25 protein-coding genes, 1 tRNA gene and 1 other RNA gene are annotated in these 25,076 nt (G+C 66.7%); 13 read left to right on the forward strand and 14 right to left on the reverse strand.

Annotated elements, in window-relative coordinates; genetic code table 11:
• Positions 1 to 909: 909 nt before the first annotated feature.
• The 3 genes from H7J86_RS16325 to H7J86_RS16335 all read right to left on the reverse strand — a co-directional run bounded on the left by H7J86_RS16325 (position 910) and on the right by H7J86_RS16335 (position 2,906).
• A complete protein-coding gene (locus H7J86_RS16325; RefSeq protein WP_267292113.1) occupies positions 910 to 1,926 on the reverse strand; it encodes a S1C family serine protease in 1,017 nt (338 codons plus the stop codon).
• A gap of 83 nt (positions 1,927 to 2,009) precedes the next feature.
• A complete protein-coding gene (lucA, locus tag H7J86_RS16330; RefSeq protein ID WP_267292115.1) occupies positions 2,010 to 2,738 on the reverse strand; it encodes a lipid uptake coordinator LucA in 729 nt (242 codons plus the stop codon).
• A gap of 82 nt (positions 2,739 to 2,820) precedes the next feature.
• Positions 2,821 to 2,906 (reverse strand) — tRNA-Ser (locus H7J86_RS16335).
• 116 nt (positions 2,907 to 3,022) lie between these two features.
• Between H7J86_RS16335 and ffs the strand changes: the two genes are divergently transcribed.
• The 3 genes from ffs (at position 3,023) to H7J86_RS16350 (ending at position 6,438) form a co-directional block, all read left to right on the forward strand.
• Positions 3,023 to 3,117, forward strand: an RNA gene (ffs, locus tag H7J86_RS16340) — signal recognition particle sRNA small type.
• An 87-nt stretch (positions 3,118 to 3,204) separates the two neighbouring features.
• Positions 3,205 to 4,494 carry an aspartate aminotransferase type Ic gene (locus tag H7J86_RS16345; protein ID WP_090361728.1) on the forward strand — a complete coding sequence of 430 codons (1,290 nt, stop codon included), beginning with the start codon at positions 3,205 to 3,207 and terminating at the stop codon, positions 4,492 to 4,494.
• Positions 4,495 to 4,521: 27 nt separating this feature from the next.
• Entirely contained in the window at positions 4,522 to 6,438 is a 1,917-nt protein-coding gene (locus H7J86_RS16350) for a DNA polymerase III subunits gamma/tau (RefSeq protein WP_267292117.1), read from the forward strand.
• A gap of 22 nt (positions 6,439 to 6,460) precedes the next feature.
• Here the strand turns inward: H7J86_RS16350 and H7J86_RS16355 are convergent, their stop codons facing one another.
• The gene (locus tag H7J86_RS16355; RefSeq protein ID WP_267292119.1) at positions 6,461 to 7,768 is read right to left on the reverse strand and encodes a class I SAM-dependent methyltransferase; all 1,308 of its coding nucleotides are present in this window, start codon (positions 7,766 to 7,768) and stop codon (positions 6,461 to 6,463) included.
• Complete coding sequence (locus H7J86_RS16360; RefSeq protein WP_267292121.1) at positions 7,765 to 9,144, reverse strand: FAD-binding oxidoreductase; 1,380 nt, start codon at positions 9,142 to 9,144, stop codon at positions 7,765 to 7,767. The genes H7J86_RS16355 and H7J86_RS16360 overlap by 4 nt, the downstream gene beginning before the upstream one ends.
• An 82-nt stretch (positions 9,145 to 9,226) precedes the next feature.
• Here H7J86_RS16360 and H7J86_RS16365 point away from each other — a divergent pair, with 82 nt between their 5' ends.
• Positions 9,227 to 9,667 carry an SRPBCC family protein gene (locus tag H7J86_RS16365; protein WP_187097250.1) on the forward strand — a complete coding sequence of 147 codons (441 nt, stop codon included), beginning with the start codon at positions 9,227 to 9,229 and terminating at the stop codon, positions 9,665 to 9,667.
• Positions 9,668 to 9,680: 13 nt separating this feature from the next.
• On the opposite strand, the gene H7J86_RS16370 is transcribed toward H7J86_RS16365, so the two are convergent.
• The gene (locus tag H7J86_RS16370) at positions 9,681 to 10,436 is read right to left on the reverse strand and encodes an Rv3717 family N-acetylmuramoyl-L-alanine amidase (protein ID WP_181953109.1); all 756 of its coding nucleotides are present in this window, start codon (positions 10,434 to 10,436) and stop codon (positions 9,681 to 9,683) included.
• A 134-nt stretch (positions 10,437 to 10,570) separates the two neighbouring features.
• Between H7J86_RS16370 and H7J86_RS16375 the strand changes: the two genes are divergently transcribed.
• The 3 genes from H7J86_RS16375 to H7J86_RS16385 all read left to right on the forward strand — a co-directional run bounded on the left by H7J86_RS16375 (position 10,571) and on the right by H7J86_RS16385 (position 12,559).
• Positions 10,571 to 10,900, forward strand: a complete 330-nt coding sequence (locus tag H7J86_RS16375) for a YbaB/EbfC family nucleoid-associated protein (RefSeq protein WP_167163527.1) — start codon at positions 10,571 to 10,573, stop codon at positions 10,898 to 10,900.
• Between the two features lie 11 nt (positions 10,901 to 10,911).
• On the forward strand, positions 10,912 to 11,523 hold the full coding sequence (recR, locus tag H7J86_RS16380) for a recombination mediator RecR (protein WP_090361714.1): 612 nt from the start codon (positions 10,912 to 10,914) through the stop codon (positions 11,521 to 11,523).
• A gap of 121 nt (positions 11,524 to 11,644) precedes the next feature.
• The gene (locus H7J86_RS16385; RefSeq protein ID WP_090361711.1) at positions 11,645 to 12,559 is read left to right on the forward strand and encodes a type IV toxin-antitoxin system AbiEi family antitoxin; all 915 of its coding nucleotides are present in this window, start codon (positions 11,645 to 11,647) and stop codon (positions 12,557 to 12,559) included.
• Here the strand turns inward: H7J86_RS16385 and H7J86_RS16390 are convergent.
• Together H7J86_RS16390 and H7J86_RS16395 are read right to left on the reverse strand one after the other, a co-directional pair.
• A complete protein-coding gene (locus tag H7J86_RS16390) occupies positions 12,556 to 13,263 on the reverse strand; it encodes a type 1 glutamine amidotransferase (protein ID WP_090361709.1) in 708 nt (235 codons plus the stop codon). The two genes, H7J86_RS16385 and H7J86_RS16390, sit on opposite strands and share 4 nt — an antisense overlap.
• A complete protein-coding gene (locus tag H7J86_RS16395) occupies positions 13,260 to 14,483 on the reverse strand; it encodes a Mur ligase family protein (protein WP_267292123.1) in 1,224 nt (407 codons plus the stop codon). The genes H7J86_RS16390 and H7J86_RS16395 overlap by 4 nt, the downstream gene beginning before the upstream one ends.
• 74 nt (positions 14,484 to 14,557) lie before the next feature.
• Here H7J86_RS16395 and H7J86_RS16400 point away from each other — a divergent pair, with 74 nt between their 5' ends.
• Positions 14,558 to 15,547: a DEDDh family exonuclease gene (locus H7J86_RS16400; protein ID WP_090361703.1), complete on the forward strand. Its 990-nt coding sequence runs from the start codon at positions 14,558 to 14,560 to the stop codon at positions 15,545 to 15,547.
• Positions 15,548 to 15,565: 18 nt separating this feature from the next.
• Here the strand turns inward: H7J86_RS16400 and H7J86_RS16405 are convergent, their stop codons facing one another.
• The 3 genes from H7J86_RS16405 to H7J86_RS16415 all read right to left on the reverse strand — a co-directional run bounded on the left by H7J86_RS16405 (position 15,566) and on the right by H7J86_RS16415 (position 19,011).
• Complete coding sequence (locus H7J86_RS16405; protein WP_263987876.1) at positions 15,566 to 16,429, reverse strand: class I SAM-dependent methyltransferase; 864 nt, start codon at positions 16,427 to 16,429, stop codon at positions 15,566 to 15,568.
• A gap of 91 nt (positions 16,430 to 16,520) precedes the next feature.
• Entirely contained in the window at positions 16,521 to 17,825 is a 1,305-nt protein-coding gene (locus tag H7J86_RS16410; RefSeq protein WP_267292125.1) for an AurF N-oxygenase family protein, read from the reverse strand.
• 325 nt (positions 17,826 to 18,150) lie between these two features.
• Positions 18,151 to 19,011: a helix-turn-helix domain-containing protein gene (locus H7J86_RS16415; protein WP_090361698.1), complete on the reverse strand. Its 861-nt coding sequence runs from the start codon at positions 19,009 to 19,011 to the stop codon at positions 18,151 to 18,153.
• A gap of 73 nt (positions 19,012 to 19,084) precedes the next feature.
• Between H7J86_RS16415 and H7J86_RS16420 the strand changes: the two genes are divergently transcribed.
• Genes H7J86_RS16420 through H7J86_RS16430 form a run of 3 tightly spaced genes read left to right on the forward strand, consistent with a single transcriptional unit; the run spans position 19,085 to position 20,780 of the window.
• Positions 19,085 to 19,705 (forward strand): class I SAM-dependent methyltransferase, encoded by a 621-nt coding sequence (locus tag H7J86_RS16420; protein ID WP_267292127.1) that lies wholly within the window; start codon positions 19,085 to 19,087, stop codon positions 19,703 to 19,705.
• A gap of 38 nt (positions 19,706 to 19,743) precedes the next feature.
• Positions 19,744 to 20,193: a hypothetical protein gene (locus H7J86_RS16425; protein WP_267292129.1), complete on the forward strand. Its 450-nt coding sequence runs from the start codon at positions 19,744 to 19,746 to the stop codon at positions 20,191 to 20,193.
• A complete protein-coding gene (locus H7J86_RS16430; RefSeq protein WP_267292131.1) occupies positions 20,193 to 20,780 on the forward strand; it encodes a TetR/AcrR family transcriptional regulator in 588 nt (195 codons plus the stop codon). Before H7J86_RS16425 ends, H7J86_RS16430 begins: the two co-directional genes overlap by 1 nt.
• Here H7J86_RS16430 and H7J86_RS16435 read toward each other — a convergent pair.
• Positions 20,777 to 21,163, reverse strand: a complete 387-nt coding sequence (locus H7J86_RS16435; protein WP_090361689.1) for an SHOCT domain-containing protein — start codon at positions 21,161 to 21,163, stop codon at positions 20,777 to 20,779. The two genes, H7J86_RS16430 and H7J86_RS16435, sit on opposite strands and share 4 nt — an antisense overlap.
• Positions 21,164 to 21,208: 45 nt before the next feature.
• Positions 21,209 to 23,014 carry a 2-isopropylmalate synthase gene (gene leuA / locus H7J86_RS16440; RefSeq protein ID WP_267292133.1) on the reverse strand — a complete coding sequence of 602 codons (1,806 nt, stop codon included), beginning with the start codon at positions 23,012 to 23,014 and terminating at the stop codon, positions 21,209 to 21,211.
• A 173-nt stretch (positions 23,015 to 23,187) separates the two neighbouring features.
• Between leuA and H7J86_RS16445 the strand changes: the two genes are divergently transcribed.
• Together H7J86_RS16445 and H7J86_RS16450 are read left to right on the forward strand one after the other, a co-directional pair.
• The gene (locus tag H7J86_RS16445; RefSeq protein ID WP_267292135.1) at positions 23,188 to 24,135 is read left to right on the forward strand and encodes a hypothetical protein; all 948 of its coding nucleotides are present in this window, start codon (positions 23,188 to 23,190) and stop codon (positions 24,133 to 24,135) included.
• Between the two features lie 131 nt (positions 24,136 to 24,266).
• Positions 24,267 to 24,425 carry a hypothetical protein gene (locus H7J86_RS16450; protein WP_167163515.1) on the forward strand — a complete coding sequence of 53 codons (159 nt, stop codon included), beginning with the start codon at positions 24,267 to 24,269 and terminating at the stop codon, positions 24,423 to 24,425.
• Here the strand turns inward: H7J86_RS16450 and H7J86_RS16455 are convergent, their stop codons facing one another.
• Positions 24,426 to 25,070 (reverse strand): helix-turn-helix domain-containing protein, encoded by a 645-nt coding sequence (locus tag H7J86_RS16455; protein ID WP_090361680.1) that lies wholly within the window; start codon positions 25,068 to 25,070, stop codon positions 24,426 to 24,428.
• Positions 25,071 to 25,076 lie beyond the last annotated feature (6 nt).

Here is a 25,076-nt window from a genome sequence, read left to right on the forward strand (position 1 = left end):
CAGCTGCGGACCGCAGGTCGTTAGTGCAAATGTAACGCCGAGTGGCGGCATGGGAAAGGCCTGCGCGGCGCCCTCAGACGCGACAATTACCAGGTCAGCGGCCTTCAGCGAACTTCCAGCAACGGGGTCGCCTGTTGCCCAGGCAACTACCTGGGTGCACGTGAGCGAGCTGGCCAAGCCCGCGGAGGCGTTTTGCGGGGCGGCCCGAGATGGGCCCGGCTCGGCAGTCGGCGATGTCCCGGATGCACCCGTCCCGTCCGCCGGCCGGCCGGCCGGATCCGCGTTCGTCCCACCCGCGGCGGCAGGCGGCGATCGGGTGAGGCCGACCCCGCGTGCCGGCGCGGGTGCGGACGAAAATTCGCGGGCTTGCGTGCACTCGGTTGCGAATCGGGCGGGTGAGGAATTCTGCCGGGAGGCAGTGTTGCCGCCGGTGTGCGGGACGTTCCGCGTTGTGGATGAAAGGCCCTATGGCAGTGCCGATTTCAAGATCACATCGGTTCGACTCGAGTGCATACGAGGATGACCCCGCCCGGCAGGCGCGGGGTCGCCGTAAGTGGTGTGATCCTGTGGGTCACGCCACTTCTTTGCTCGTAGCGATCCCCGGGTGTGCGAATCCGTACGAGTCGCTCACCCGATGCGTCGGCTACCGGGCGAAGGGAGTGGTGAAGATCGATGAGTCGATTTTTGACGCTGCCGACAACGATGTGGCGCGGACGGGTTCACAGTGCCACAGGAATCACGCCGAGGGCGAGAGCAATGGCAATTTTGACGAATACGTCACATTTTGTCGCCGATGCTTGCGTGAGCAACGCTGAACGCACTCAAATGACGCGTCCGAAAATTGGGTAAAGGTTTTTGGAAAAAAGCTGTGGCTACACCTCGTGCGGGCGTGTCGCGGCGCCTCGGCGCTCAGTCGCCGGCAGTCAGCGTCGCTTTCCCGGTCTGGTGCTGACCCGCTCGGTCGATCCACGTCACTGTGATCACGTCGCCCGGATAGTGCCGGTCCAGCACAGCGGTCAGCTCGGTCGCCGAATCGAGCTGTGTGCCGTCCAGGGTCAGGATCACGTCACCGTTGACCAGTCCGGCCTGCTCGGCGGGTCCACCGCGCAACACCTCGTGCACGATCACGCCCGGAAACGCCTCATGTTGTTCGGCCGTGCTCACACCAACCCCCAGCAGCGTAGGCGGTCCGATGTGCACGGTGTCCGACGGAGTGGCTGCGCGGATCTGGTTGGCGATCGCCAACGCGTCGTTGATCGGGATCGCGAACCCTTCGCCGCCGGGGCCCATCCTGAAGTTCACCGAGGCGGCCGTGGTGATGCCGACGACTTGTCCGGCGCCGTTGACCACCGGTCCACCCGAGTCCCCGGCCCGCACGGGGGCGGCGATCTCGAACAGGCCGGTCATCTGATTCGACGATCCGGTGAGCTCGTCCGCGGCGCTGATGGTCCGCCCGAAGGCGCTGATGGTGCCGGTTTCCTGGGTCAGAGGTGCGCCCGTGCCGCGGGCATTGCCCAGGGCCACGACCGGGTCACCGATGGACAGCTGGGCGGAATCACCCAGCGGCGTGACCGGCAGACCGCCCGCACCCCGCAACTGGATCACCGCGATATCCCGGCGGCGATCGAATCCGACGATATCGGCCGCAAAGGGCCGTCCGCCCACCATCGCGTTGATGGTGTCCGCACCCTGGATCACGTGGTAGTTCGTCAGGACCTGCCCGTTCGGGTCGAGGACGATGCCGGTGCCGGTCCCCATCACATGCTGGTAGTCGACCGTGGTGTCGATGCGCACCACGGAGGGCTCGACCGCCGCGATCGCGCCGGACAGATCATTGGGGGCGGCGGCTGCGGGGGCAGCCACCAGGAAGGCCAGCAGCGTGGCGACCAGGATCGCAAACCACCGGTGAAAGTGGAACCTGCGCATTCGCCGCCTTCCGGAGCGTCAGAGGTATTCCCTCAATATTGACGGTGCAACCGGAAACTGTCGATGCAGCGACACGCAGGCGCTCAGTCTTCGACGGCTATCCCGCCACGCGTCCGGCCACGCCGTGCTTTCCCGGCAGGCCTGCGGTTGCGCAGCTTGCTGCCACTGGCCTCGGTTTCGGTATCGGTATCGTCGCCATCCGCGTTACCGGCGACGGAATCCGCAGCCGTCTCGTCGGCGTCCTGGGTGTCCGCGGTTTCTTCAGTGTCTTCGGCGGTCTCGGTGTCCTCGGGCGCGCCGGTTTCATCCGGTGTGGCCGAAATCTCCTCATCGGCGTCGCCGCGGCTGCGCTTGTCCGCTTTGATCTTGACCGGCTTCGGCGGCGGCGGGGGCAGCTCGGCCACGAAAGCCAGGTAAAAGGAGAATGCGCCCAGCAGGGCGATCGCGGCCGCGGCGCCGTAGATGCCGAACAGCCACTGTCCCGCGGTGTTGAGACTCAGCCAGATCTCACTGATGCCGGCGCCCGCGATGAGCAGGCCGGCCAGCACATGCGCCCCGATCGACCAGACCCGCAGCGACAGGGCCAGGGACGGCGTCCCCAGCTCCGGCTTACGGGTGCGCGACCAGGTGAGGGCGACCGGCAGTGCGCTGAGCGCCACCAGGACGCCGCACACGATGCGCATCACGGTGCCGAGGGTGTGCGGCCACTCGCCGGTCAACTCGAACCAGCGGGGCAGGACGAAGAAGAAGTAGAGCGCTGCCGCAAGGATCAGAGACGATGCGTGCCATAGCACCGCGATCCCACGCCGCATGGTCCTCCTTGGGTCTGAGGGCCGGGGCCGCGACCCGCTGATCATCTGGCGACAATCGCTGGTCGCGCCCCGGACCCGAGCGCGGAGGATAGGGGATTTGAACCCCTGAGGGCTATTAACCCAACCCGCGTTCCAGGCGAGCGCCATAGGCCACTAGGCGAATCCTCCGTCGGCCATGGTAGCCGACCAACCCGGGGCGCCCGACCAGCCCGGGTCGGTCAGGCCCCTGGAAGTCGATCCCCGGTCGCTCCGCTCCGCCCCGGGGCGGGGGACTACACTCGTTTTCCGGACCCCGCGCGGCGTCCATCCTGTGAACTCCCCCAGGGCCGGAAGGCAGCAAGGGTCAATGGGCTCTGGCGGGTGCGCGGGGTCCCCTTATGTTTGTGTGGATGTGTCTGCGTCGACATGTCTGTGTGGACTGTCCATCTAGGCAACCCTGTGTATGCACGGCTTTGAAAGGCCCACAGTGTCGTTTGAGTCCCTCGGCCGTGACGAACTGGTCGCCCAGCACGACTTGCAGCAGCAGAACTACTCCGCGCTGCGGGCCAAGGGGCTGGCGCTCGACCTGACCCGCGGTAAACCGGCGCCGGAGCAGCTCGATCTGTCCAACGGCCTGCTGGCGTTGCCGGGACCCGATTCCTATCGGGATGCCGACGGGACGGACACCCGCAACTACGGCGGCCTGCACGGCCTGCCGGAACTGCGGGCCATCTTCGGCGAACTGCTCGGGATCGCGGTGCCGAACCTGATCGCGGGCAACAACGCCAGCCTGGAGTTCATGCACGACGCGGTGGTGTTCTCGCTGCTGCACGGCGGGGTGGACTCCCCGCGGCCCTGGATCGAGGACCGGGCAGCTACCGGTATCAAATTCCTCTGCCCGGCGCCGGGCTACGACCGGCATTTCGCGATCACCGAGAGCTTCGGCATCGAGTTGGTCGCGGTGCCGATGCGCGAGGACGGCCCGGACGTCGACCTGATCGAAGAACTGGTTGCCGCCGATCCGGCGATCAAGGGCATGTGGTGTGTGCCCGTGTTCTCCAATCCGACCGGCGCCACCTACTCCTGGGAGGTCGTCCGGCGGCTGGTCCAGATGAAGACCGCGGCCCCGGATTTCCGGTTGTTCTGGGACAACGCCTACGCGGTGCACACCCTCACCGGAGAATTCACCCGGCAGGTCGATGTGCTCGGGTTGGCGGCCGCAGCCGGAAACCCCAATCGTCCGTTGGTGTTCGCCTCGACGTCGAAGATCACCTTCGCCGGCGCCGGGGTCAGCTTCTTCGGTGGTTCGCTGGGTAACATCGCCTGGTACCTGCAGCACGCGGGCAAGAAGACGATCGGCCCGGACAAAGTCAATCAGCTGCGTCACCTGAAGTTCTTCGGGGACGCCGACGGGGTGCGCCTGCACATGCAGCGCCACCGCGAACTGCTGGCACCGAAGTTCGCACTGGTCGCCGAGATCCTGGAGAACCGGCTCGGGGAGTCCAAGATCGCCTCCTGGACCGACCCCAAGGGCGGCTATTTCGTCAGCCTGGACGTATGGCCCGGCACGGCGAAGCGGACGGTCGCGCTGGCCAAGGACGCGGGCATCGCCGTCACCGCGGCGGGTGCGTCGTTCCCCTACGGAAAAGACCCCGAGGACAAGAACATTCGGATCGCCCCCACCTTTCCGGGCGAGTCGGATCTGCGCGAGGCGATCGACGGTTTATCCACGTGTGCGCTGCTCGCGGCCACCGAGTCACTGCTGGCTCGTGATTAGTCGCACCTTCTCGGTAGCCTGCTGACCGTGGCGCTCTACCGGAAGTACCGACCCGCAAGCTTCGCCGAGGTCGTCGGGCAGGAGCACGTCACCGCACCGTTGTCCACGGCACTGTCGGCCGGCCGTATCAACCACGCCTACCTGTTCTCGGGGCCGCGCGGCTGCGGCAAGACGTCGTCGGCGCGCATCCTGGCCCGCTCGCTCAACTGTGAGCACGGCCCGACACCGACACCGTGCGGGACGTGTGATTCCTGTGTGGCGCTGGCGCCGAACGGTCCGGGCAATGTCGACGTCGTCGAGCTCGACGCGGCCAGCCACGGCGGTGTCGACGACACCCGCGAACTGCGCGACCGTGCGTTCTACGCGCCGGCCCAGTCTCGCTACCGCATCTTCATCGTCGACGAAGCGCACATGGTCACCACCGCGGGGTTCAACGCGCTGCTCAAGATCGTCGAGGAGCCGCCGGATCACCTGATCTTCGTCTTCGCGACCACCGAGCCGGAGAAGGTGCTGCCGACCATCCGATCGCGCACCCACCACTATCCGTTCCGGCTGTTGGCCCCCAAGACCATGCGCGGCCTGCTGGAGCGGATATGTCGGGACGAGGGCGTGACCGTCGATGACGCCGTGTACCCGTTGGTCATTCGCGCCGGGGGCGGCTCGCCTCGGGACAGCCTGTCGGTGCTCGACCAGTTGGTGGCCGGCGCCGACGGTAACCGGGTGGTTTACCAGCGGGCGTTGGCGCTGCTGGGTGCCACCGACGTCGCGCTGATCGACGACGCGGTCGACGCACTCACCGCGGGGGACGCCGCCGCACTGTTCGGTGCGGTGGAATCGGTCATCGACGCCGGACACGATCCGCGCCGCTTCGCCACCGACCTGCTGGAGCGGTTCCGCGACCTGATCGTGCTGCAGGCGGTGCCCGATGCCGCCGACCGCGGAGTCGTCGACGCGCCGGCCGATGTGCTGGAGCGTATGCGGGAGCAGGCCGCCCGGCTGGGCTCGGCGACGCTCGCCCGCTACGCGGAGGTGGTGCACGCCGGGCTGGGGGAGATGCGCGGAGCGACGGCGCCCCGCCTGCTGCTCGAGGTGGTGTGTGCCCGGCTGCTGCTGCCGTCGGCCAGCGATACCGAAGCGGCGCTGCTGCAACGTATCGAGCGCATCGAGACACGGTTGGACGTCTCGGTCCCCAGCAACGAGCTGAACCCTGCGCCGGCTGCTCCGGCGACCCGGCAGTTCGTCCGCCCCAGTCGCACCGAGTCCGAGCCGCCCGCACCCGCGTCCGCGCCGCCCGCACCCGAGCCCGCCCCCGTGGCACGACCGGTACCCGTCCCCGCACCGGCCCCCGAACCCGAACCTGCTCCGGAACCGCCGCCGGAACCTGAGCCCGTGCGCGCGCCCGCGCCGCCACCCGCGCCGGCCCCATCGCCCGCGCCGACTCCGCCACCCGCACCGACCCCGCCACCCCCGCCGGCCCCGGTTGCCCCGCCGACGGTGGCCGCCGCGGTCGGTCAGCCCGACGCGGCCGCCGTCCGCAGCATGTGGAACACGGTGCGGGAGAAGGTCAACGGCCGTAGTAAGGCGGTCAACGCCATGTTGGCCGATGCCATCGTGCGCACCGTCGACGGTGACACGCTGGTGCTCAGCCACCCGGCGCAGTCACTCGTGAAGCGCCTCGGGGAGACGAAGAACGCCGAGATCATCCGGGAATCGATCAAGGATGCGCTCGGTGTCGACTGGCAGATCCGGTGTGTGCCGGACACCGGTGAGACCGTGCCGGCCGCGGGCCCGGCGCCCGCCGCGCCCGATCCGCAGGCCGAAGAGGAACGCATGCTCGCCGAGGCGAACAGCGACACCTCCGAGGTGGTGCGCCGCGACCCGGAGGAAGTGGCGATCGAGCTGCTGCAGACCGAACTCGGCGCGCGCCGGATCGACAAGGGTTAGCCGACGCGAACCGAGTGGGAACTCAGGGAGTCCACCACGGACGCAGCGGCAGACTGTTGCCGCCCCGTTCATCCAATTTGACCGCCAGAACCTGGTGCAACTGAACAACGTTCGATTCGAAGCCCCAGCGTGACCCGGCCATGTACAGACCCCACACCTTCGCGGTGGGCAGCCCGACCTCGGCGACGGCCTCATCCCAGTGCTCGACCAGATTGCGGCACCAGTCGCGCAGCGTCATCGCGTAGTGCTCACGCAGGTTCTCCTCGTGGACCACTTCGAGTCCGACATCCTGAGCTTCGGTGATGATGCGCCCCGACCCGGTGAGTTCGCCATCGGGGAAGACGTACCGGTCGATGAATCCGCCTGCGTGTGGACCCGTCCGGTTATCCGGCCGGGTGATGCAGTGGTTGAGCAGCAGCGCTCCGGGCCGCATCTTGGACTGCAGGAACCGGAAGTACGACTGGTAGTTGGCCACCCCGATGTGCTCGGTCAGCCCGATCGAGGACACCGCGTCGAAATTCGATTCGCCCACATCCCGGTAGTCACCGTGCCGCACCTCGGCCAGGTCGGACAAGCCCTGCTCTTCGATGGCCTTCTGGGCCCAGGAAGCCTGTTCGGCCGACAAGGTGACACCGAGGGCTTTCACCCCGTGTTTGGCGGCGTAGCGGACCATCCCGCCCCAGCCGCAGCCCACGTCGAGCAGCCGGTCACCGGGCTGGAGGCGCAACTTCTCGAACACCAGCCGGTACTTGTTGTCCTGGGCCTGCTCCAGGGTGGCGTCGTCGTCCGGGTAGCACGCACACGTATAGGTCATCGATGGGCCGAGCACCCACTCGTAGAACGTGTTCGACACGTCGTAGTGGTGGTGGATGGCCTCGGCATCCCGGGTCTTGCTGTGCCGCAAGCCCTCTGCGAGTCGGCGCCAGCGCGGCAGTGCCTCCTGCGGGGGCGGGGCGATGGGCAGCAGATGTTCCACGCCGATCGAGGCGACGATATGGGCCAGCACGCGAGCCGGCGGCAGTTTGAAATCCGTCTTGCCGGCCATGGCCCTGAGCAGGTCGTACGGATCGCCGGGGTGCACGCCGAGCATGTCGAGGTCACCGGACACATAAGCCCGGGCCAGTCCGAGCTCGCCGGGTGAAGTGGCCAGGTAGGTGGTGCCCCGCGGCGTCTTGAGGTCCAGCCCGACGACGGCGTCCTCGGGACCGGCGGTGCTGCCGTCGTACGCGGTGAACTTCAGCGGGACATCACCTGCCGTGACGATTTCCAGGATTTCGGCCAGAGTGAGCCGACCGGTGGGCACCGCAGCGCGGTCTTTGTACGTGGTCACTTTCTTTGCACCGCCTTCGCATACAGATCGAGCAGCCGGGAATCGGGGTCATAGGTCAACTTCGCGGTCCGGTAGGCCTTGCCGCCGTAGAGTGCGTCGAACTCCTCCGGAGAGTAGAAAGCGTCCGAGTAGAGGGATTTATGCCCCTCCAGTTCGCTCACCTTGCGTTCGATGAGCCTGTTGGTCTCACCCTCGGTGGCGCCGGCCGGGACCGACGACCAGAAGCCCACGTTCACATAGGTGTGGTGCGGACGGATCGGATACAGCGGCCACTCGTCGTCACCGCGTAAACGCAATGGACACAACCAGATCGGTTCGATCGGCACATGTGCCAAGAACCAGTCCAGGTACTCGGCGCACCGTTCGAGCGGGACCTCGATGTCCTGCACCACCCGCTCCCGCGGTGGCCTGCCGTGTCGTTTCTCGATGCGATCGGCGATGTCGAAGCGCTGGTCGTAACCGACCAGCTTCCAGTAGAAACTGCTGCGCCGGAAGCGGCGGGGCCACAGCCGCCGGGCAACGGGATGCTGGGCACCGAAAGCTCTTGAACACCAGAACCAGTCGGTGTCCCATCGCCACAGATAGTCGTGGATGGTCAGGCGGTCCTGTTGCTCGCCCTCGGGGTGCTGAATGGAGCGGTAGTAGATCTGCCGGCCGGTGTAGTCGCTGACCGGTCCCGGCGTCGCGGTCTGTACTCCGAGGCACAGGTAGCTCTCCTGCGCGCTGAACACCACCCCGTCCAGGTAGTCCACGGGTGCGCCGTCGTAACCACCGGTCTCGATGATGCGCTCCATGGCCGCGATCAGGTCCTCGATCGTGTGGAATCGCAGGTGGCGAAGGCTCACGAAGGGTTTCACGGGTTCGAGCTCGATCTTGAGGCGTACCGAGTAACCGAGCGTGCCATATGAATTCGGGAAGGCGTGAAACAGATCGGGGTACTGAGTTCGGCTCGCGGTGACGATATCCCCGGCCCCGGTCAGAATGTCGAGTTCGAGCACCGATTCGTGTGGCAGGCCGTTGCGGAACGACGCGGACTCGATACCCAGTCCGGTGACGGCGCCGCCGAGGGTGATGGTCTTGAGCTGCGGCACCACCAGCGGTGACAACCCGTGGGGCAGTGTGGCCGCCACCAGATCCTCGTACGTGCACATTCCGGCCACATCGGCGGTGCGGGCGTCGGGATCGACGCCGATGACACCGGTCAAACCTGAGGTGTCCAGACCTTTTGCGGTGCTTTTGGCGCGTGAGCGGAACAGGTTGGACGTGGGCTTATTCAGGCGCACGGTGGCCGTCGCGGGGATGGCGCGGTAACTGTCAAGCAGCCGCTGCACCCCCGCGGCGTGGGTCCCCTGCGCGTCGGTTGCAACAACAGACACACATATACGCTAGTCCTCGGTCGCCGACGATGCGACCGCACACACGGGGGCACGCCCCATAGATGACACGGGAGTTTTCTGAATGGGACAGGTCAGCGCATCCAACACGGTGTTGATCGACGCGGCGCCGGAAGCAGTGCTCGCCGCAGTCGCCGACTACCAGACGGTGCGACCGAAGATCCTCTCCTCGCACTACAGCAATTACCAGGTGCTCGAGGGCGGGCAGGGTGCGGGCACCGTCGTGAGCTGGAAGCTGCAGGCCACCGAGTCACGGGTGCGCGATATCAAGGCGACCGTCGACGTGGCGGGCAAGACCGTCATCGAGAAGGACGCCAACTCCACGTTGGTGACCAACTGGACCGTGGCCCCGGCCGGCACCGGATCGACCGTCACGGTCAAGACGTCGTGGAAAGGTGCGGGCGGCGTCAAGGGATTCTTCGAGAAGACGTTCGCGCCGCTGGGCCTGCGCAAGATCCAGGACGCGGTGCTGGCCAACCTGAAGAAGGAACTCGAGGCGGCGTAGCCCGCGACGTGGGTTAGCGCGCCCCGGACGCCAGGTAGGCGACGATGCCCCGGACGATGGCGTCGGCGTACTTCTGGCGTCCGGAATCGGTCTCCATCAGTGCCGAGTCGGCCGGGTTCTTCATGTTGCCGCACTCGACGAGGATCGAGGGGTACTGCGCCAGGTTCAGCCCGGCGATATCCGAACGTGCGTCCAGCCCACCCGAACCGATGTAGTTGGCCGGCGGGATTCCCGAGCCCTGGATCTGGTCACGCATGACCTGCGCGAACTGGATCGCGGGGCCGGCCTGGGCGGTGTTCAGCGGCGGCGACGAGTACAGCACGTGGAAGCCGCGGCCGTTGGCCGGGCCGCCGTCGGCATGGATGCTCACGATCGCGTTCGGGCGGATCGCATTGGCCATGGCGGCGCGCTCGTCGACGCACGGACCCAGCGCGTCGTCGTTGCCCCGCGACATCGCGGTGCGCACGCCGAGTTGGGTGAGTGCTGCCCGTACCCGCAGGGTGGTGTCCCAGTTGAAGCTGTGTTCCGGATAGCCCGAGTTGCTGCTGGTGCCGCTGGCCTGGCAGTCCTTGGTACCGCCGCGGCCGGTCGGTACCTGTCGGCTGATGGACGCATCGTTGGCGCCGTTGTGGCCGGGGTCGAGGAACACGATCATGCCGGCGATGTTCGCCGGAGCGGCGGCGGCGGGCGCAGACGACGTTACGGAAGACACGGTGGCGGCGATGAGCAGTGCCGTGGCGCCGACACGCAAGCTGTTGGGGACGTGCACGGCGCCACCGTAACCGGGGTGGAGACTAGTGTTGAAGGACAAACCGCGGTCGGCTCGCGAGCGAAACCAAGTCGAGACCAGGACGCAACCAACACGCAGTGTCAGATTCGAGTCGGACTCAAAAGGAACTCATCATGGAACCCGGCCCCCCCGATATGTCCGCGCTGCTCGCCCAGGCTCAGCAGGTGCAGCAGGCGCTGATGGAGGCGCAGGAGGCGCTGGCCAACTCGGAAGTGCACGGCCAGGGTGGCGGTGGCCTGGTGCAGGTCACCATGAAGGGCAGCGGCGAGGTCACTGCGGTGGCCATCGACCCCAAGGTCATCGACCCGGCGGACCCCGAGACGTTGCAGGACCTCATCGTCGGCGCCATCGCCGACGCCTCCAAGCAGGTGACCATCCTGGCGCAGACCCGGCTGGGCCCGCTCGCCGGCGGGATGAGCGGCTTGCAGTTGCCGGGATTCTGAGGTGTGCCCACGTGTTTGAGGGCCCGGTCCAGGATCTGATCGACGAGCTCGGCAAGCTGCCCGGGATCGGGCCGAAGAGCGCCCAGCGCATCGCTTTCCACCTGTTGTCGGTCGAACCTCCGGATATCGACCGGCTGACCGCGGTGCTGGGCCGGATCCGCGACGGTGTCACGTTCTGTGCCGTGTGCGGCAACGTCTCAGACGACCAGCGCTGCCGCATCTGCAACGACTCCCGTCGTGACGCGTCGCTGGTGTGCGTGGTCGAGGAGCCCAAGGACATTCAGGCCGTCGAGCGCACCCGCGAATTCCGGGGGCGCTATCACGTCCTGGGCGGCGCGTTGGATCCGCTGTCCGGGGTGGGACCGGACCAACTGCGGATCCGTGAACTGCTCAACCGGATCGGCGAACGGGTCGACGGTGTCGACATCGCCGAGGTGATCATCGCCACCGACCCGAACACCGAGGGTGAGGCGACCGCCACCTACCTGATGCGCATGCTGCGCGATATCCCGGGTCTGACGGTGACGAGGATCGCGTCGGGCCTGCCGATGGGCGGGGACTTGGAGTTCGCCGACGAGCTGACCCTGGGCCGCGCCCTGGCCGGCCGCCGCGCCATGGTCTGACGACCCCCACTGCGCCCTTCCCTTTTCCGCCCAATTGATCAAACGGGCGGGAAAGATCGAGTGGTCCACGCCATTTCGTCGAGTTCGGTGACGTGTCGGACCCGGGCGTCACCATGCCTGCATGAACGAAGTATTTCTGGGCAGTGAGGCGCTGGGCGCCGGCATGCCGCGCACCGTGCTCCGCCGGTGGTATCGGCCGATGTTCCGCGGGGTGTACACACCCAAGTGGGCCATACCGACCCTGCAGGACAGGGCGCTCGGTGCCTGGCTGACGTCCGGTCGCAGCGGCGTGATCACCGGGGTGGCAGCTTCGGCGTTGCACGGCGCCGAGTGGGTCGACGACACCGAGCCGATCGAGGTGGTCGTACTACAACACCGTCGGCAGCCGGGGTTGTTGATCAGGATGGATCGGATCGCGGACGACGAGATCACCACGGTCGACGGTATCCCGGTGGCGACGCCGGCGCGCACCGCGTTCGACCTCGGGCGCCACCAGAGAAGATCGATCGCACTCGGTCGTCTCGATGCACTGATGAGAAGCGTCGCATTCGGATCCGATGAGGTCGCGCTGCTTGCGCAACGGTATGGCCCGGTGCGTGGTGTCCGCCAACTTCGCGAACTACTGCCGCTGATCGACCCGGGCGCCGCGTCGTTGAAGGAGAGTTGGCTGCGGCTTCTGTTGATCGACAACAACTTTCCCGTGCCCGAGACGCAGATCCCGGTCTGCGGTGAGGACGGGCAGGCCTTCGCGTATCTGGATATGGGATGGCGGAGTCTGGGGCTCGCCGTCGAGTACGACGGAGAGCAGCACCAGACATCACGCCCGCAGTACGCCAAGGACCACAAGCGGCTGCCCAAGATCGCCAGGCGCGGCTGGGAGGTCATCCGCGTGATCGCCGAGGACACCAAGAGCGAAATCCTGGAGCGGGTGGGTGAGGCCTTCGCGCGTCGCGGCGCCGAGATCGACGAACTGGCGCGATCCACTCGCAGAAATCCGCCCGTTTGTTCAATTGGGCGGAAGGAGGATGCGGCTTAGACTCGGCGCGGTGCAGCCAGGCGTTCGGTGCGCAGCTGTGTCACCTCGGGCAGGTCCAGCGGCGGTAGATCCCCGACCACGCGGCTGAGCAGGTGGTCGGCCAGCTGCGGATTGCGGGCCAGGCACGGGCCGTGCAGATAGGTCGCCACCACGCTGCCCTGTACCGCGCCGTCATACCCGTCGCCGAGGCGGTTCCCCGCACCCTTGGTGACCCTGGCCAACGGCTGCGCCGAGGAGCCCAGAGTCGTTCCGCCACGGTGATTTTCGAAGCCCGTAAGCGGTTGGGTCAGGCCGTCGATCAGCGGTGTCGACGCCACTTCGCCGATGGTCCTGGCCTCCTGTGGCGAGGTGGTGACGTCCAACATGCCGACTCCTTCGACACGCTCACCGGCGGAGGTCTCGTACCAGTGGCCGAGCACCTGGATGGCAGCGCAGATCGCCAGCACCGGCGCGCCCTTGGCCGCGGCACGCTGCAGCCCGGGATGACGGATCAGATGACGGGTGGCCAGTCGCTGCGCGTAATCCTCTGCGCCACCGAGGGTGTAGAGATCCAGCGAGTCCGGTACCGGGTCATCGAGCGTGATCTCCACGATCTCGGCGTCGATCCCGCGCAGACGAAGCCGCTGCCGCAGTACCACCGCGTTGCCGCTGTCGCCATAGGTGCCCATCACGTCGGGCAGCACCAGCCCGATCCGCACCGTCATGAGAGCCGCCGGCTCAGCTGCAGGAAAGCCGTGTAATTGCAGACCACTTCGACATGTCCGGGTGGGCAGGAGGCGATCGCCGCGACGGTGTCGTGCACCAGCGTGTGCTGCACCCCCGCGTAGCCCAGCCGGACCGCGAGGTCGGTACCGCGCTCACCGGCGGCCACCACGGTCGTATCGTCGAAGTGCTCGAACCGCACATCCCACAGCCAGGACAGATCCTCGCCGTCGGGGACCTGGCCGTTGACCGAGATCACTACGCCCGCAGCGTGTTTGTCGACCATCGACAGTGCTTCCTGCCAGCCGGCGGGATTCTTGGCCAGCAGCAAGCGCGCGGTGTGACTGCCCACCCGCACCGTTCGGTACCGGCCGGCCACCTCGTCGACGGTCGACACCGCCGCCACCGCCCGGGCCGGGTCTGCACCGAGCACCACCGCGGCGGCGACCGCCTGGGTGGCATTGCCGCGGTTCACCGCGCCGGGTAGGGCCAGCTGCATGGGCTGTGAAAAGCCGTCCGGACCATAGATATTCGTGTCGTCGTACCACCATTGCGGGGTGGGACGCTTGAAATCGGTTCCGGTCGAATACCAGTCGGCGCCGTCGCGCACGATGACCTCGCCGGACCGTGGGCAACTCACCGAGTCGCCGGCCCACCCGCCCCCGGCGGCCACCCACACCACGTTCGGGTTGTCGTAGGCCGCCGACGCCATCAGCACGTCGTCACAGTTGGCCACGATCACGGCGTCGGGATGACGGGCCAGTCCCGACCGCAGCGTGCGCTCGATGTGGTTGATCTCGCCGACCCGGTCCAGCTGATCGCGCGAGAGATTCAGCAGCACGATCACCGCGGGCGCCACCGCATCGGCGACGTGCGGCACGTGCATCTCGTCGACTTCCAGCGCGGCCAATTCGGCGTGCCGGGCACCGGCCAACGCGGCCACCAGACCGGCATCCATGTTGGCACCCTCGGAATTGCTCGCGACCGGTCCAAGCGTGGCCAGCGCCGCCGCCGTCATCCGGGTGGTGGTGGATTTGCCGTTCGTCCCGGTGACCACCACCGAGCGGCGGCCCGCACCGAGCTGACCCAGGATGGAGCGATCCAGTGTCATCGCCACCAGGCCGCCGATCATCGCACCGGCGCCGCGGCCGGTCACCCGTGACGCCCAGCGCGCGGCGGCACCGGCGCCCAGGGCCACTTTCCCGCGAGTAGAGACAGCCATCAGCTGAATTTTAGGGGTCCGACACGCGCGCCTGCGATCGGTGTGTTGTCGGACCGCCGTGCCATCCTCGATTCATGAGCCAGACCTGGGGACGACCGGCGGTCGAGCCGGGCACCGGTTGGGCCGTCGTCGACGTCGAGACCACGGGTTTCCGGCCGGGACAGGCCCGGGTGGTCAGTGTGGCCGCGCTCGCAGTCGGCGATGACGGCAACGTCGAACACAGTGTGTCCAGCCTGCTCAATCCCGGCGTGGACCCCGGTCCCACCCATGTGCACGGCCTGACCGCGGAGATGCTCGACGGCCAGCCCACGTTCGCCGATGTCGCGCCCCGGTTGATGGAGATCCTGCGCGGGCGCACGCTGGTCGCCCACAACGTGGCATTCGACTACGCCTTCCTTGCCGCGGAGGCCGAGTTGGTCGGTGCTGCGCTGCCGGTGGAGTCGGTGATGTGCACCGTCGAACTGTCCCGCCGGTTGCAGCTGGGCACCGAGAACCTGCGCCTGGAGACGCTCGCCGCGCACTGGGGCGTCACCCAGATGCGCCCGCACGATGCCCTCGACGATGCTCTCGTGCTGGCCCAGATCCTCAAGCCCGCGCTGGTGGCGGCACGCGAGCGCCGATCGTGGCTGCCGATCAGGTCGGTATCGCGCAAGACCTGGCCCAACGGCCAGGTCACCCACGAAGAGCTGCGGCCGCTGAAAACCCTGGCCGCCCGGCGCCCGTGCCCGTTCCAGAACCCTGGACCGTTCGTGACCGGCCGCCCGCTGGTGCAGGGCATGCGGGTGGCGCTGTCGGCGGAGATGGCGCACACCCATGAAGAGGTGATCGAGCGGATCCTCGACGCCGGACTGGCGTACACCGAGAACGTCGACCAGCAGACCTCGGTGGTGGTGTGCAACGACACGGCGCCGGAACAGGGCAAGGGCTACCAAGCGGCCGAACTGGGCGTCCCTTTGATCGCGGACACCGAGTTCATGGCGCTCATCGAACAGGCCGTCGGTGGCCGTGATGTCGAGCAGTTCGTCGACACCACCGGCGACGGCGACCAGTACGCGTTGTTCTGAGCCCCCGGCCGGTGGACGTCAGTCGGGTTTGACGAAGGTGTAGACCCGGTATTGGAGAAGGCTGAGTTTGGAAAGCCATTTCATCCATCGGGTCCCGACGAGCATGGTGCTCTGGGCGTCCTCGGATGCCTGCTCGCGGAAGAACCGCAGCAGGAACGGATACGTCGGCATGGTGTTCTTCCGGATGTTGCGATTTGCGACGAGCTGCAGCCCGGCGCGCCTACCCATGGACCGGTAACCCCGCAGGGGGACATCGCCGAGCGTGCCATAGGACTTCGCGATTCTGGGGCGGATCGCCATCCAGATCGGCGTCTTGCCGAAGAACATCATGGTCGGGACGAAGTCGGACACCGCCAGGTAGCCGCCCGGTTTGAGCACCCTGGCGGCTTCGGCGAGGAACTTCTGTCGCGAGGGGAAGTGAAAAATGCACTCTACTGCCAGGATTCGGTCGAACGAGTTGTCTTCGAACGGCAGCTCGCACGCGTCGCCTTCGACCCAGCGAAGGGTGTTGCCATAGGTGGGCGTGATCTGGGCGTCGGCAGCGGCGAGCTGGCGTGGGTCGATGTTCAGGCCGGTGAGATCCATATCGGAATAGGCACCGTTGATCTGTTGGAGCGTCCCGCCGAAACCACAACCCACATCGAGCAGCTTCTGGCCGTCGGTGAGCTTTCCGGCGTGGAACAGCACGCCGTTCATCGCCTCCATGGCGGCGGTGTAGTCGGCCCGGGTGCCCTCGGCGGCCTTGGGGTCCTCCCAATACCCCCAGTGCACCTGATTCTCCCAGAGCTGGCCGGTTTCACCGCCCTCCTGGCGTTCCTCCATCAGCAGGTCGAAATAGGGCAGGGCGGGTCTGGAGAGGTGTTGCGCCGACATCGTTTTCATATCAGGTGCCTCCGCGGATTCGGTGGTGGGCGAGATAGTCATTTGTTGCCTTTCACGTAGATTCGGGGTTGCCATGTTGGTGTGCCCTCGGTCATGGCGTGGGCATCCATTCGGCAAGAGCAAGGATCATGAACACCACCAGAGCGAGGCCGATCAACCCGCCGGCGGGAATCATGGCGACGCAGACCACCACCCAGACCAGGAACCGCGACCACTCGAATGGCTGGTTGCCCACCACGCGGCCGTATCGTGCCCGCAGCGTGTGGTAGGTCGCCCAGACGCCTGCACCGGCGGCGGCGACGGCGATGATGCGCAATCCGTCCGGGGTGGCCAACAGGGCCACGCCCGCCATGAGTATCGCTGCGGCACACCGTCCCCACACCGTTCCTCGACAGTCCGTCGTGAGCGTGGTCGCCGGACTGCGATCGGGCTCGCCGCGATACCGGGGCAGGCGCCCGTCGATGCCCAGCAGTCGCCAGATCCAACGCGACCACACCGGGCGCAGACCGAGGTCGGCGGCGGCACGCCGAACGTCGGCCGCCGATTCGGCCAACAGTCGACGTGAGTGGGCACTTCGCCAGTACGCGGCCTTGAAAACCTGCCGGGGGATCCCGAACTGCCGAACGAATGCGCGCGGCGGCGTGAGCATCTCACCGATCAGCCAGCGCAGAAAGAACGGGAAGGTGAGGGCGTACAACGCCCGTCGTAATCGCCCGGCGCTCCCGATCTGCTGCGCCAGGTGGATGTCGGCAAAGGTGATGTGGCGTGCTTCCTCCGCCAGATGGATCGAGGTGATGCGATTGAGCAGCGGGGGTACCTGGGTGGCGCCGCGATGCTGCAGCGTCTGCTGGAAGTGCAGTGGCTGTTCGCCACACAAGACCCCGATGAAGAGAAAGATATTGGCGTAGCCGCCGATGAAGGCGATGATCGGACCGATGATGCGGGAGGCACGGCGCATTCCGGGGACGTCTTCACGCGTGCGGTTGACGAACTCCTGGAACATCTGGATGTGATGACACTCGTCGGACAGTTCGTTGAGCAGATACCGGAAGACCTCGGCGCCGTTGGGCAGACTGCCCGCGTAGTGCACGACGCCGCGCACGAGCATCATCTCGAACTGAAGGGTGACCTTGAGCATGTTCGCGGTCATCCAGCGGCCCATGTCGATACGCCGCTGCAGCGACTGTTCGCCATACCACTGCGTTGCCGCCAGCGGGGCGGCGTCCGGATCCAATTGCCAGCGCGGATCGTCCTCGGTCAAGACGTTCTCCGTTGCATCCCAATCGATATCACGATAGGGATCGAATGCCAGTCGGGTCATCGCCTCGGTGAGCGCCGTGACCTTGTCCGAATATTCGGCCTCGGACGTGTCGTCGGTACGACTGAGCGTCGTCATCGGCTGACACGTTCTGCCATGGCGAACGGGATGACGCAGACCGGCGCCGAGTTCTCGGCGCACTCTGCCGGCGGGCAATCCCATTGCATACCGATCTCCATCCGCTGTCGCTACCGCAATTGCTATCACCTGCGTGATCGCTGTGTACGCATGTGCGCCAAGTCGTTACGCTTTGCGCGCCGACCCGTTACGAGCGAGAGCTAGACGGTAACTGGGGGAGACGGTTCGGTGGATTGGGCGGATTGACACCAAATCGAAATCTCTTGTAGTGCAGTCGGGCACCGAGATCGGGTGCAGCCGGCGGCACAATCGCAGGGAGTAGCAATCAGTTTGCGCTCGTACCGCCCCGCCAACGCCGCGGCGGTACGCCGTGCCGGCGGTGGAACAGTCGGGCGAAGTAACCCGGGTCGCCGACACCGACACGGCGGGCGATCTCGGCGACGGGCAGGTCCGTCCCGGCGAGCAGGGCGCGAGCCTCGGTCATCCGCCGTTCGATGATCCACTCTTGTACCGTGCGCCCGGTCCGGCGGCGCACCACGGTGGTCAGATGCCCGGGGGTCAATCCGAGTTCGGCGGCCACGTCGCTCAAGGACAGGGGTTCACCGATACGCCGTTCGATGACGGCGAAGACATCGGCGATCAAGGGCTCACCGCTGCGGCGCAGATCGGCCACCACGTCACCGGTCATGCGGGCCAGGTCGATCAGCAGCAGGGTGAGGTGGGCCAGGACCGCTTGCCGGTAACCCTCGCCACGGACCGTGAGTTCTGCATCCATCGAGTCGATGGTGTTGTCCCAGAATGACTTTCGATCCGGCGGAAGCTGCAGGTGCAGGATTCCGCCGGCATCGCCGTGCAAGAACGGGAACAGCAGGGGATGTCCGCGCCAGGACGGCCACGGCGATCGGGTGCTGTCACCGAGTGCGGCGGCGTCGAAGAACACCACGGCCACGTCGGGTGTATTCCGGATCCACACCGGGTCGATCGGTTCGCCCGCTGCGACGACGTACACGGAACTGCTCTCCGCGACATAGGTCAGGAGCGGAAAATCGTGGATATGGCGGCTCTTCTGCAGAACGTTGTCGGGCAGTGACCGGATCACCACGACCGGGTCCTGGTGGGTCGCCGGGGAGTACTCGTAGACCGGCACACCGTTGACGTGCCGAGCAGGTCGGACAGCCGAGGTCATGGCATGAAGATAGTCCTGATTTGGCCGAAGATCGCACAACATCCGAGTTCACACCTGGTGCAGCATGGAAGCCATGAGCAACGATCATCCGAATTCTGTCGCCAAGACGTGGGGCAACCGACACGACTACCTGCCCGCCGCCGGGCACGATCTGCTGTTACCCGTCTATGACCTGCTCACCCGCGTCCTCGGCATGCCGCCCGCCTACGACATGTTGGTGGCCCAAGCGCAGCTGTTCGCAGGTGCGCGTGTACTCGACATCGGTTGCGGTACGGGAAATCTCACCATCAGGGCGAGACGGGCCGAGTCGGCCGTGCAGATCACCGGTATCGATCCGGATCCCCGGGCGCTGGAAAAGGCGCGGAAGAAGGCTCCGGACGTCACCTTCGAGCGTGGTTATGCGCAGGAACTACCGTTTGTCGACGGGTCGTTCGATCGAGTGCTGTCGTCGATGATGTTGCACCACCTGGATCCTGAGATGCGCAGGGCCGCGCTGGGCGAGGCGTACCGGGTGCTGCGGCCCGGAGGCAGCGTTCACATCGTCGATGTGGTGGGCCGGCACCTCTCGGTGGCCCATGCCGATGGCGAACTGCCCGGTCTGCTGCGCGAGGCCGGTTTCGACTGCGCCGATCTGGGTTCCCGGCGGCTGCGCCTGGTGGGTCCGGTCGCCTTCTTTCGGGGTACCCGGACGTAGATTGTTACCACTACTTCCGTAGTGGTAACCTACGCACCATGGATACCACTACAGATGTAGTGAAACCGTCGCGGTGGGAGGCGTACCGCCGCCACGGGTACTACTTCCGCGAGGCCGCGATGCTCACCATCCTGATCGGGTTCGGCATGCACCTCTGCCGCGTCCTGTTCGGCGACGAGGCCGCGCTGCGCTACGTCGTCACGCCCGTCGGTGACCTGCTGCTGTTGCTACCGATGGCCTACGCCGCCGTCACCGGAATCGTCGGGTACCGCCGGATGGCGTTCGTCAACCGGCCCCACCGCATCGCGCTGACGGCGGCGATCGGCTACATCACGGTCAGCGTCCCGCTGCACCTGTATGTGCTGTTCGTGCTGGGCGATGTCAGCTTCTATGTCCACCTGGCCGGCTACTGGTTCAGCTACCTGCTGCTCTGCCTGGTCTACCCGGTGTTCCTGGTCATGCTGGCTCGGGTGCGGTATCAGGACTGATGCCGCCGAATCCGCACCGCCGCGCCGTGCTGCTCGATGCCGCGATCGACATCCTGGGCGAGATGGGCGCGGGAGGGCTCACCCACCGCGCGGTCGACGAGCGGGCGGGACAGCCCGCCGGCACGACCTCGAACTACTGCAGGACCAGGATGGCCCTGCTGGAGGCGACGGCCGCGCGCCTCGTGGAACTGCAGTGGCAGCACGTCGGCCTGCTGCAGAACGGGTTGGGAACGCTGAACCGGGAGACGCTGGCCACGATGATGACGGCCATGGTCACCGATCTCGGCGGCCCGAACGGGCGACGGCAACTGGCGCGGTACGAACTGTTCAACGAGGGCGTGCGGCGGCCCGAGCTGCGGCCGTTGTTGAGTGAGATGCAGTCGGCGGCATTGAAGTCCGCATCGCTACTGCTGGCCGCCGCGGGGCTGGCGGTGACCGACGAGCAGGTGGGCGAACTCGCCCGGTTGCTCAACGGGTTGGCCTACAGCAACCTGACGTTCATCGCCGGCCAGCCCGGCGCGTCCGATCCTGCCGGGCTGGTCGAGCGGATGCTGACTGCCGTACTCGGGCAGTCGGAGCGAAACTAGCTGAGCGCCTTGGTCTTCAGTGCGTCGAACTCGCTCTGGCTGATGGTGCCGGCGTCCAGCAGTTCCTTGGCGTGCGCGATCTCTTCGGCCGGGGAGCGGCCCGCGGCCTCCCGGATGTAGTCGTCGGTCTGCTTCTTGGCGGCCGCAGCGGCTTCGCGGGCCCGTTCGGCCATGCCGTTGCCGCGGGCGATGAGGTACACCAGTGCCGTCAGCCACGGGAAGACGATCAGCAGGATCACCCAGATCGCCTTGGCGAAACCGGATGTCTTGTGGTCACGCCAGAACAGGTCCGTGAGGATCTGGAACAGCACGAGCAGGTAGGCGATCCAGGCGAAGATGATCAGGAAGTGCCACAGGAAATCCCATGTCGAACCCCAGTCCATAGCTACTCCTCGTAGGTGACGGTGCGTTATTTACGCATACGTCAGTCAATCACGCGCGGCGCGGTTCACGGCGGATACCACCGCCCGCAGTGACGCAGTTGTGATCGACGTCGCGATGCCCACACCCCAGACGGTCTTGCCGCCGATGGACGCCTCGACATAAGCGGCGGCCTGGGCCTCTTCACCCGAGGACATGGCGTGCTCGGAGTAGTCCAGCACGTTCACGTCGTAGCCGATGGCGCCCAGGGCGTCGCAGAATGCGGCCAGCGGACCGTTGCCGGCGCCGACGATCTCGCGTTCGACCCCGTCGACCTTCACCACCGCGGTGATGGTGTCGGTGCCGCCGTCGACCTCGGCGGCGTCCACCTTCTGGCGCATGCGCTCCAGCGGTGTGATCGGCGCCAGGTACTCGTCGGCGAAGACATCCCAGATGGCCTTGGGTGAGACCTCGCCACCTTCACCGTCGGTGATCGCCTGGATGGACTTGGAGAATTCGATCTGCAGCCGCCGGGGCAGCACCAAACCGTGGTCGGCCTTCATGATGTAGGCCACCCCGCCCTTGCCGGACTGCGAGTTCACCCGGATGACGGCCTCGTAGGTGCGCCCGACGTCCTTGGGGTCGATGGGCAGATAGGGCACCTGCCACAGGATGTCGTCGATATCCGAGTCGATATCGTCCGCATCGACCTTCATCTGGTCCAGGCCCTTGTTGATGGCGTCCTGGTGGCTGCCGGAGAAGGCGGTGTACACCAGATCTCCGCCGTAGGGATGCCGTTCGTGCACCGGCAGTTGGTTGCAGTACTCCACGGTGCGGCGGATCTCGTCGATGTTGGAGAAGTCGATCTGCGGATCCACCCCGCGGGAGAACAGGTTCAGCCCCAGGGTCACCAGGCAGACGTTGCCGGTCCGTTCGCCGTTGCCGAACAGGCAGCCTTCGATCCGGTCCGCGCCGGCCTGATAGCCCAATTCCGCTGCGGCGACACCGGTCCCGCGGTCATTGTGCGGGTGCAGGCTCAGGATGATCGACTCCCGCGGCGACAGGTGACGGCTCATCCACTCGATCGAATCGGCGTAGACGTTCGGGGTGGCCATCTCGACGGTGGCGGGCAGGTTGATGATCAGTGGCCACTCGGGGGTGGGCTTGACGATCTCGGCCACCGCGTTGCAGACGTCGACGGCGTACTCCAGCTCGGTACCGGTGTAGGACTCCGGGGAGTACTCGTAGCGCCACCGCGTCTGCGGGTACTTCTCGGCCTCGTCGACGCACATGCGGGCGCCGTCCGTGGCGATCTTCTTCACCGCTTCCCGGTCGGCGCGGAACACCACCCGGCGCTGCAGGATCGAGGTCGAGTTGTAGAAGTGCACGATCGCCTGCGGGGCGCCCGCGCAGGCTTCGAAGGTCTTGGCGATCAGCTCCGGGCGGCACTGGGTCAGCACCTGGATGGTGACATCGTCGGGGATGGCGCCCTGCTCGATGATCTCGCGGACGAAGTCGAAGTCGGTCTGGCTGGCCGACGGGAAACCGACCTCGATCTCCTTGTAACCCATCCGCACCAGCAGGTCGAACATCCGGCGTTTGCGCGCCGGGCTCATCGGGTCGATCAGGGCCTGGTTGCCGTCGCGCAGGTCCACGGCGCACCAACCGGGGGCGTGGGTGACGACGGTGTCGGGCCAGGTGCGGTCGAAGGGGACTGCGGGCTGTCCACCTGGGACTTCAGCGGCGAAGCTGCGGTACCGGTTGACCGGCATCGCGGACGTGCGCTGGGTGTTCCAGGCGGGCTGACCGGCACGGCGCGGGCCGGCGGGCGTGGTGATGGTGCGGGCAGAGGTGTAGGCGTCTGGGCTGTTCATGGTGTTCGCTCCGGAGTCTTGGGATCAATCCCGTGGATTTCAGACCGGCGCATCGCCAAACACCCGCGACGGGTTGCCGGTCTGGTCAGACCCCGTCGCGGCGTCCGAGAAGGAGCACCCGCTGCACGTGCGTTACTGTACTCCGCATCGCTGTGGCGCCAAAACCCCGCTCTGTGCAGTCCGTGCTGGTCCTGTTACTCGTCACGGTGCTCGGCCTCGCGGGATGTGCCCGGTTCACCCCCGCCGCACCGCGCGCCGCGGCCCCCGATCCCGGGTACTTCTTCGCCGGACCCGTGTCCACCTACGGGGTGCCGGTGAGCCCCGCGCAACGGGATCGGCTGGCGTATCTGCGCGCACTTCGCCGCGTCGACCCGTGCGCCCTGCTGACCCGTGAAACGCTCGCGAAAGTCGGTGAGATCGGTTCTGTCGGAACGATGTTCGCCTTCGATGAATGCGATGTGGACATCAAGGTGGCCGGCGAAAGCGCCCGCCGCTACGTGAGCGTATGGGTGGGGCTGGACACCCTGGAGCCGTCGCCGTGTGAATTCGTGGGGACGCTGCCGCTGGCCCGCCTGCCCGGCGCCCCACCGCTGCCCGGGCCGGTGGAACCGGTGGTCCGGATCGCCCCGATCACCGAACAGGCGTGCGATTTCGCCGACGTCATCGGGCGGTCGGCGGCGCCCATACTCGACGCCAAGCGGCCCCCGATCCGCGACGGTGCGGCGGCCTACCCTGTCGTGCTCGCCGAGCGCGATCCCTGCGAGATCGTGCCGGTGGTGTCTGCGGCGCGGTGGGATATCGGCGCCACCCGGCCGCACATGTGTGCCATGACGCTGGCCGATAGCACCGCCCTACGGCTCACGTTGCAACCTCAACTGTTCGAACCGAACACCGACAACCGGTCGCGGCTCAGTCGCGACGGTGTCGTGGTGTTCCTCGATACCCAACTCTGTACGGCGAGTGTGTTCCTCGGTGCTCCGATGCGCCGCAAACTGCTCGGCGGCGACTATCTGCGTCCTTCGGACGTGGTGATCCGCCCCTCGGTCTCGGTGGAGAGCACCCCGCCGCGGTGCGAGGCGGTCACCGATATCGCGGTGTCGGCGGCCAAACTCTTCGGCTGAATCCGGAGCTCCTTCCCCTGATCAGGGGACACCGGGTTCATCCCGGATATCCACCACTCGCCCGACAGACCGTGGCCCTGCGCCCGGGCATCGTTGAGTCAACAGCGCACTCACGCAAAGGAACTCACGACATGATCAATTTCGTCAAAGCCATCGGCACCCCGATCCTGGCCGCCGGTGTCCTCGGCGCCGCGGCACTGGGACTGTTCGGCGCGACCGGCGCCGTCACCGGTCTGGAAGCGGCCGCGACCGCTCAGTCGGCCACCGGAACCGCGTTCCACCACCAGTAGTCAGACCTGGGTGTCCGGGAACGCGATCACCGAGAGGAACCGGATCGGCAGCGCCACCAGATCCACCGGGCCGTGCGCTCCCTCGCCGTCCATCTGCAGTGAGTCACCCGGGTGCAACCGGTACACCGATCGACTGTGGCTGTAATCCATGACCCCCTCGAGCATGAAGATGAACTCCGTACCCGGATGCTGGAACAGCGGATAGGTCCGGCTCTTCTCGCTCAGCGTGACGTGCAGGCACTCCAGCCGCTTGTGCTCGCCGCGCAGCGAGCTCAGCAGCTGGTACTCATGCCCCTCCTTGGTGCCGTTGCGCACGATGCGCGCCCCGGTGCCCGACTTCACGAAAGCGGCCGGGCGTTCGACGTCGGCCCCGCGGAACAGACTGGTCACCGGCACGTCGAGACCCTTGGCCAGCAGCGCAAGCGTGGACAGGCTGCACGAGGTCTGGGCGTTCTCGATCTTGGACAGCATCGCCTTGGAGATGCCCACCCGGGCCGCCATCTCCGCGACGGTCAGCCCCTGGGCCAACCGCAGCTGGCGCACATTGCGCCCGATGGCTGCCTCGAACTCGAGGTCGTCGGGCGGCGCCTGCGGATCCCGGTCCCGGGCGATACCGGAATTGCGGAGCAGTGGGACGTCACTCATGGTTCG

The organism is Mycobacterium hackensackense, assembly GCF_025822555.1.
Taxonomy (GTDB): domain Bacteria; phylum Actinomycetota; class Actinomycetes; order Mycobacteriales; family Mycobacteriaceae; genus Mycobacterium; species Mycobacterium fluoranthenivorans.